The sequence below is a fragment of the Pseudomonas sp. VI4.1 genome (assembly GCF_002029345.1).
In the GTDB taxonomy this organism is placed as follows: Bacteria; Pseudomonadota; Gammaproteobacteria; order Pseudomonadales; family Pseudomonadaceae; genus Aquipseudomonas.
In genome coordinates this window covers 1-7,034 of the sequence record NZ_MULM01000041.1, presented here as the reverse complement: position 1 = coordinate 7,034, position 7,034 = coordinate 1, and the positions used below count along the sequence as shown (strand labels likewise).

At 60.0% G+C, this 7,034-nt stretch carries 5 protein-coding genes; 3 read left to right on the top strand and 2 right to left on the bottom strand.

Annotated features, from left to right (window positions below; translation table 11 throughout):
- Nucleotides 1–144: 144 nt before the first annotated feature.
- Nucleotides 145–1,992, top strand: a complete 1,848-nt coding sequence (locus BZ163_RS00710; protein WP_128869403.1) for a sigma-54-dependent Fis family transcriptional regulator — start codon at nucleotides 145–147, stop codon at nucleotides 1,990–1,992.
- 214 nt (nucleotides 1,993–2,206) lie between these two features.
- Here BZ163_RS00710 and cysS read toward each other — a convergent pair whose 3' ends face one another.
- Nucleotides 2,207–3,589 carry a cysteine--tRNA ligase gene (gene cysS, locus BZ163_RS00705; protein ID WP_128869402.1) on the bottom strand — a complete coding sequence of 461 codons (1,383 nt, stop codon included), beginning with the start codon at nucleotides 3,587–3,589 and terminating at the stop codon, nucleotides 2,207–2,209.
- A 25-nt stretch (nucleotides 3,590–3,614) separates the two neighbouring features.
- Nucleotides 3,615–5,312: a glutamine--tRNA ligase/YqeY domain fusion protein gene (locus BZ163_RS00700; protein WP_128869401.1), complete on the bottom strand. Its 1,698-nt coding sequence runs from the start codon at nucleotides 5,310–5,312 to the stop codon at nucleotides 3,615–3,617.
- Nucleotides 5,313–5,589: 277 nt separating this feature from the next.
- Here BZ163_RS00700 and BZ163_RS00695 point away from each other — a divergent pair, with 277 nt between their 5' ends.
- On the top strand, nucleotides 5,590–6,093 hold the full coding sequence (locus BZ163_RS00695) for a peptidylprolyl isomerase (protein ID WP_128869400.1): 504 nt from the start codon (nucleotides 5,590–5,592) through the stop codon (nucleotides 6,091–6,093).
- On the top strand, nucleotides 6,090–6,842 hold the full coding sequence (gene lpxH / locus BZ163_RS00690) for a UDP-2,3-diacylglucosamine diphosphatase (protein WP_128869399.1): 753 nt from the start codon (nucleotides 6,090–6,092) through the stop codon (nucleotides 6,840–6,842). Before BZ163_RS00695 ends, lpxH begins: the two co-directional genes overlap by 4 nt.
- The last annotated feature ends 192 nt before the right edge of the window (nucleotides 6,843–7,034 follow it).

The following is a 7,034-nucleotide window of genomic DNA, read 5'->3' as shown; positions in this document are numbered from 1 at the left end:
CCGGCGAAGGCGATTTCTGATGACGCCTTCGCCGGCAAGCCGGGCTCCTACAGGGAGGTGGCGCGTCAAAGACATCCCAGGCGAACGCTGTCCTTGTGCGCAATTCCATAAAAACAATAAAAGCCTGCTCAGAGATCGACTGCCATGGCCGCACCCGCCCTGCCGCTCTCCCATGACGCCATCATCCAGGACTCCTGGTCCCGTTGCCGCGCGTTCGGTCTCGATCATCAGAGCCCCCCGGCGTTCGATCAGCTGCCGCCCGAGGGCATCGCCCGGCTGCTGGAAAGCCAGCATTCACTGGTGCAGACCACCCATCAGGAAGTCCTGCCGTATTACGAGAACATCCTGAGCAATTCCAATTGCCTGATCATGCTCGCCGACAATCAGGGCCAGGTACTGACATCCTGGGGTACCCAGCGTTTTATCGAGCCCCGCCTGACCCGCGGTTTCAGCGCCGGCGCCAGCTGGATGGAGCGTTGCAGCGGCACCAATGCGATCGGCACCGCATTGGCCTGCGAGCAGGCGGTGCATATCGAACACGATGAACATTTCCTCAAGGCCAACCGTTTCATGACCGGTTCCGCCGCGCCGATTTTCGATGCTGAACGCAAGGTGATCGCGGTGCTCGATGTGTCCAGCGACAGCTACCTGCCGCCCTCGCACACCTTGGGCATGGTCAAGATGATGAGCCAGACCGTGGAGAACCGGCTGATCCTCAACCTGTTCCATGGCCAGCATTTTCAACTGACCTTCAACACCGGGCTGAACAACCTCGACAGCCAATGGGCCGGGCTGCTGATTTTCGATGAGAGCGGTCAGGTGCTGTCGGCCAACCGCCGGGCCGACTACCTGCTGGGTATCAGCCTGTCGCGGGTCAGTGTTGAAAGCTTGTTCAAGGTTGCGCTATTGGAACTGCTGAGCCAGCCCGAAGGCGTGCCATTTGCCCTGCAAGCCTCCGGACGCAACCGCTTTCAGTGCTTGTTGAAACGGCCGAAACAAGTACCGGTCCAGGCGCGGCTGTTTTCTGCACCCAAGGGCGCCGAACCCCCGGTGACTGCGCCTGCGGCAATCAGCCTGAACACCCTGCATTTCGGCGACAGCCGCGTGGAAAAAGCCGTGCGCCAGGCCGAGCGTTTGTTGGAGAAGGACATTCCGTTGTTGATTCACGGCGAAACCGGGGTCGGCAAGGAGGTGTTCGTCAAAGCCCTGCATCAGGCCAGCTCTCGCAGCAAACAATCGTTCATCGCAGTTAACTGTGCGGCGATCCCCGCCGAACTGGTGGAATCCGAGTTGTTCGGCTACGAGAAAGGCGCGTTCACCGGGGCCAATCAGAAAGGCAGCATCGGGCTGATTCGCAAGGCGGATAAAGGCACCCTGTTTCTTGATGAAATCGGCGATATGCCGTTGCCGACCCAGGCCCGATTGCTACGTGTGTTGCAGGAGCGTTGCGTGCAACCGGTGGGCAGCAGTGAGTTGTTCCCGGTGGATATCCGGATTATTTCCGCGACCAACCGCTCGTTGCGCGAGCAGGTGCAGTTGGGGCGCTTCCGCGAGGATTTGTATTACCGGATTGGTGGTTTGACCCTGGAATTACCGCCGCTTAGGGAGCGCAGTGATAAAGAGGCCTTGTTCAAACGTCTGTGGGAACAGCACCGCGAGCCGAGCCAATGGGCCGGCTTGAGCAGAGAGGTCTTGGAGTTGTTCGGCCGCCACCCGTGGCCGGGCAATTTGCGCCAGGTCAGCAGCGTGATGCAGGTGGCGCTGGCCATGGCCGAGGAACAACCGGTGCGGCCGGAACATTTGCCGGATGATTTTTTTGTCGATCTGGAGATGGAGCCGGTCGAGATGGAAGAACCCTTGGCGGTGGATTTGAATGATGCGGAGGAGTTGAATCGGCAGTTGCAGGCGCTGGGGGGGAATATCTCCCATCTGGCCCGCAGGCTTGGGGTTAGCCGCAACACCCTTTACAAGCGGTTGCGCCAGACTGAATGACGAGTGAACTGCAGATGCGGTGTTCGGCTCGAGACCTTCGCTGGCAAGCCAGCTCCTACAAGGTCGCGTCGATCGCTAACATTGCGAACGACGCAATCCCTGTAGGAGCTGGGCTTGCCAGCGAAGGCGTCAGCATTGTCGATACAGCACTCGCTGCCATACCCAAAAACAAAAACCCGCACAAGGCGGGTTTTGTTTTATAGCAATCGAGCAATCAATCAGCCAAACGCCAGGTCGTACCACCCTTGCCGTCTTCCAGCACCACGCCCATGGCGGTGAGCTGGTCGCGGATGCGGTCGGATTCGGCCCAGTCTTTACCGGCACGCGCCGCCAGCCGCGCAGCAATCAGCGCCTCGACTTCGGCTGCATCCACGCGCCCTTCGGCACCGGCCTGCAGGAAGTCATCAGCCTCCAGTTGCAACACACCCAGCACGCTGGCCAGCTCTTTCAAACGGGCAGCCAGACCGGCCGCTGCGTTCAAATCGCTCTCGCGCAGACGGTTGATCTCGCGCACCATCTCGAACAGAACCGCGCACGCTTCCGGCGTGCCGAAGTCGTCGTTCATCACCTGGGTGAAACGCTCAACGAAAGCTTCACCGCCAGCCGGCGCCACGTTCGGCAGGCCTTTCAACGCGTGGTAGAACCGCTCGAGGGCGCCCTTGGCGTCCTTGAGGTTGTCTTCCGAATAGTTGATTGCGCTGCGGTAGTGGCTCGACACCAGCAGGTAACGCACGACTTCCGGGTGGTACTTTTCCAGCACGTCGCGAATGGTGAAGAAGTTGTTCAAGGACTTGGACATCTTCTCGCCATTGATGCGAATCATGCCGCAATGCATCCACGCGTTGGCGTAGGTCTTGCCGGTGGCTGCTTCGCTCTGGGCGATTTCGTTTTCGTGGTGCGGGAACTCGAGGTCGCTGCCGCCGCCATGAATATCGAAGGTCTCGCCCAGGCAGCAGGTCGACATCACCGAGCACTCGATGTGCCAGCCCGGACGCCCGTCGCCCCAAGGCGAAGGCCAGCTCGGCTCGCCCGGCTTGGCGCCTTTCCACAGCACGAAGTCCAGCGGGTCCTGTTTCGACTCGTCGACTTCGATCCGCGCGCCGATGCGCAGGTCTTCGATCTTCTTGCGCGACAGCTTGCCGTAGCCCATGAACTTGGCGACGCGGTAGTACACGTCGCCATTGCCCGGGGCGTAGGCGTAACCCTTGTCGATCAGGGTCTGGATCATGCTCTGCATGCCAGCGATGTGATCGGTGGCCCGCGGTTCCATGTCCGGCTTGAGGATGTTGAGGCGCGCCTCGTCCTCATGCATCGCGGTGATCATGCGCTCGGTCAGCACGTCGAACGGCTCGCCGTTCTCCTTGGCCCGATTGATGATCTTGTCTTCAATGTCGGTGATGTTGCGCACATACGTCAGGTTATACCCGCTGAACCGCAACCAGCGGGTCACCAGGTCGAACGCGACCATGCTGCGGCCGTGGCCAATGTGGCAGTAGTCGTACACGGTCATCCCGCAGACGTACATGCGCACATTGTTGCCATCGAGCGGCTTGAAGACTTCTTTGCTCTTGGTGAGCGTGTTGTAGATCGTAAGCACTGAGTGCTCCTTCCTTAACGCTGAATCACTGGCCCCACGAATCACGCAGGGTCACGGTACGGTTGAACACCGGACGACCGGGTTTCGAGTCCTTGATATCCGCGACGAAGTAACCTTCGCGCTCGAACTGGAAACGGTCTTCCGGCTGTGCATTGCCCAGCGAAGGCTCGGCACGACAACCGCTGAGGACTTGCAGCGAGTCAGGGTTGATGTTGTCCAGGAAACCGGCGCTGTCTTCGGCTTTCTCAGGGTTCGGCGAGCGGAACAGGCGATCGTACAGACGCACCTCGCACTCGACGCTGGCCGCAGCCGGTACCCAGTGCACCACGCCTTTGACCTTGCGGCCTTCAGGGTTCTTGCCCAATGTTTCTGGATCGTAGGAGCAACGCAGTTCGACGATGTTGCCATCGGCGTCCTTGATCGCTTCGTCGGCACGGATCACGTAGCTGCCGCGCAGGCGCACTTCGCCATTCGGCTCCAGGCGCTTGTAGCCTTTTGGCGGCTCTTCCATGAAGTCTTCACGGTCGATGTAGAGCTCACGGGCGAACGGCAGCACGCGCACGCCCATGTCTTCTTTCGGGTGGCACGCCAGTTCGAGGTTCTCGACCTGGTCTTCCGGGTAGTTGGTGATCACGACTTTCAGCGGACGCAGCACGCACATGGCACGCGGGGCGCTGTGGTCGAGGTCGTCACGGATGCTGAACTCGAGCATGCCGAAGTCGACCACGCCGTCGGAACGGTTGGTGCCGATCATTTCGCAGAAGTTGCGGATCGATTTCGGCGTGTAGCCACGGCGGCGGAAGCCGGACAGCGTGGACATGCGTGGATCGTCCCAGCCATTGACGTGTTTCTCGTCCACCAGCTGCTTGAGCTTGCGCTTGCTGGTGATGGTGTAATTCAGGTTCAGGCGGCTGAACTCGTACTGACGCGGGTTCGCTGGAACCGGCAGGTTCTCCAGGAACCACTCGTACAGTGGACGGTGGCTTTCGAACTCCAGGGTGCAGATCGAGTGGGTGATGCCTTCGATGGCGTCCGACTGACCGTGGGTGAAGTCGTAGTTCGGGTAGATGCACCACTTGTCACCGGTCTGGTGGTGGTGTGCGTGACGGATGCGATACATGATCGGGTCGCGCAGGTTCATGTTCGGCGAGGCCATGTCGATCTTGGCCCGCAGCACCCGTGCGCCGTCCGGGAATTCGCCGGCGCGCATGCGGGCGAACCAGTCGAGGTTTTCTTCCACGGAGCGATCGCGGAACGGGCTGTTCTTGCCCGGCTCGGTCAGGGTGCCGCGGTATTCCTTGGCCTGTTCCGGGCTCAGGTCGTCGACGTAGGCCTTGCCGGCCTTGATCAGTTCGACGGCCCAGTCGTGCAACTGGTCGAAATACTGCGAGGCATAGCGCACTTCACCGGACCATTCAAAGCCCAGCCATTTGACGTCGCTTTCGATCGCGTCGATGTATTCCTGGTCTTCCTTGGCCGGGTTGGTGTCGTCGAAACGCAGGTGCGTGACGCCGCCGAATTCCTGGGCCAGGCCGAAGTTCACACAGATCGACTTGGCGTGACCGATGTGCAGGTAACCGTTGGGCTCGGGCGGGAAACGGGTGACGATCTGCGTGTGCTTACCCGAGTCCAGGTCCGCCTGGATGATCGGGCGCAGGAAATTGACCGGCACGGCAGGGCCGGTCTTGGAATTCGAGGTAGGGTCGACAGTGGGCTTGCTCATAGGATCCTTGAACGTACAAGTGCGCGGCCAGTTGGCCAAATCAAAGCGGCGGTTAAAACAAAGGGGCTTATCATAGCCGATGCCGTCAAGTCGCTGACAGAGCAGGCCCGAAAACGGCTGCATTTAATCGGATGCAAATGAAAAACAGCCTCGAAATTCGCGCCCGGCACGCTAAACTGCGCACCTTGGCCAACATTGGCCGGACCGGTTGAGGGCTGCACAGCCCCGAAACCCGCGAATTCCCAGAAAACGCTTTACCTCATTAAGAGTACCGATCATGACCCAAGTCAAACTGACCACCAACCATGGCGACATCGTCCTGGAACTGAACGCTGAAAAGGCACCGCTGACCGTTGCCAACTTCATCGAGTACGTCAAAGCCGGTCACTACGAAAACACTGTTTTCCACCGCGTCATCGGTAACTTCATGATCCAGGGCGGCGGTTTCGAGCCAGGCATGAAAGAAAAGAAAGACAAGCGCCCAAGCATTCAGAACGAAGCCGACAACGGCCTGCCGAACGAGAAGTACACCGTCGCCATGGCCCGCACCATGGAGCCGCATTCGGCTTCCGCCCAGTTCTTCATCAACGTGGCTGACAACAGCTTCCTCAACCACAGCGCCAAGACCACCCAGGGCTGGGGCTACGCGGTATTCGCCAAAGTCGTTGCCGGCACCGACGTCGTCGACAAGATCAAAGGTGTTTCCACCACCATGAAGTCCGGCCACCAGGACGTGCCAGCAGAAGACGTGATCATCGAGAAAGCCGAGATCATTGAGTGATACTGCTGATTTCAGACTTGCATCTGGAAGAGGAGCGCCCGGACATTACCCGGGCGTTTCTGGATTTGCTTGCCGGGCGTGCCCGCTCGGCGAGTGCGTTGTACATTTTGGGCGATTTTTTCGAGGCGTGGATTGGCGACGATGCCATGACCGCCTTCCAGCGTTCCATCTGCCAGGCCCTGCGCGACCTCAGCGACAGCGGCACGGCGATTTTTCTGATGCACGGCAATCGCGACTTCATGCTCGGCCAGGCCTTCTGTAGACAGGCCGGCTGTACGCTGCTGAAGGACCCGAGTGTCGTGCAGCTTGCAGGCGAGCCGGTGCTGTTGATGCACGGCGACAGCCTGTGCACCCGTGACGAAGCCTATATGAAGCTGCGTCGTTATCTGCGCAATCCCGTTACCTTGTTCATCCTGCGGCATCTGCCCTTGGGCACCCGGCAGAAACTGGCGCGCAAGCTGCGCAGTGAAAGCCGTGCGCAGACGCGAATGAAGGCCAACGACATCGTCGATGTCACGCCAGACGAGGTGCCGCGGGTGATGCAGGCCCATGGCGTGAAGACCTTGATCCATGGCCATACCCATCGCCCCGCCATCCACAAGTTGCAGATTGGCGAGCAGGCGGCCAGGCGCATTGTGTTGGGGGATTGGGATCGTCAGGGTTGGGCGTTGCAGGTGGATGAGAATGGGTTTGCGTTGGCGCCGTTCGACTTCACCCCGCCGCCGCAACTGGCAGCCCCCGCGAACTAACTACCGAACACAGCCCCCCCTGCAGGAGCTCGGCTTGCCAGCGAAGGCGTCTCCATGGGCGATGCATGGCTTCGAGGCCGCCTTCGCTGCAAGCCAGCTCCTACATGATCAGCGGTGTACAGAAGAATGGTGGTAAACGCCAAACCCTGCCACCGATGTACAGGCCTATTGCGAAAAACGCCAAACCCTGTA

Bases quoted from the DNA above. Each gene is read 5' to 3' on its own strand.
- BZ163_RS00710 (WP_128869403.1), top strand. From the start codon at position 145: ATGGCCGCACCCGCCCTGCCGCTCTCCCATGACGCCATCATCCAGGAC.
- BZ163_RS00700 (WP_128869401.1), bottom strand. From the start codon at position 5,312: ATGAGCAAGCCCACTGTCGACCCTACCTCGAATTCCAAGACCGGCCCT.
- BZ163_RS00695 (WP_128869400.1), top strand. From the start codon at position 5,590: ATGACCCAAGTCAAACTGACCACCAACCATGGCGACATCGTCCTGGAA.